The organism is Vibrio sp. 1978 (assembly GCF_033344345.1).
In genome coordinates this window covers 1-551 of the sequence record NZ_JAWPOP010000872.1, presented here as the reverse complement: position 1 = coordinate 551, position 551 = coordinate 1, and the positions used below count along the sequence as shown (strand labels likewise).

The 551-nt window shown below is 49.2% G+C and carries 2 protein-coding genes; both read left to right on the top strand.

Annotation, left to right across the window (positions count from 1 at the left end; translation table 11 throughout):
- On the top strand, positions 1 to 322 hold a 322-nt coding region (locus R8N49_RS29610; RefSeq protein ID WP_318190757.1), incomplete at its 5' end, for an ATP-binding cassette domain-containing protein.
- Positions 319 to 551 (top strand): MFS transporter (locus tag R8N49_RS29605; protein ID WP_318190756.1); only part of this gene is annotated, 233 nt, incomplete at its 3' end. The genes R8N49_RS29610 and R8N49_RS29605, both read left to right, overlap by 4 nt.

Below are 551 nucleotides of genomic sequence, written 5' to 3'. Positions count from 1 at the left end.
CTCGGCTCGTAAGCTGTTAGCACGCTTCGGGATAAAGGGTGATAAAGCACAACGTCGCTTAGAGGCGTTGAGTGGTGGGGAGCAAACTCGCGTTAAGCTTTGTTGTTTAGCAACACGAGGCTGCAATGTACTCATTCTCGATGAGCCAACTACGCATCTTGATACCAGCAGTAAAGATGCGTTGAAGCAGGCGCTACAACGTTTTGCGGGCAGTGTCATCTTGGTTTCACACGAGAAGGCATTTATCCAAGATTGGCCAGACAGAATCGTCGATATCGCGACCTTAGCGGAGCTTTCGTTGCAAGCGGAGGTTGAAGCATGATTCAGTCGATAGCGTTGTTCCTTATTGCATTTCTGGTAGGTGCTGACGAATTGCTGCTTGGCTCTATTTTAGAACCTATCGGAGATGATCTTGGTGTTCCACCGAGCCAGGTGACACTCTTTATTACGGCGTATAGTCTAGCGATTGCGTTTTGTGCGCCTTATTTAGGGCGTTGGTCGGATCGAGTAGGGCGTCTTCGCCTTATGCTGCCTGCTTGTTTCGTTTTTGG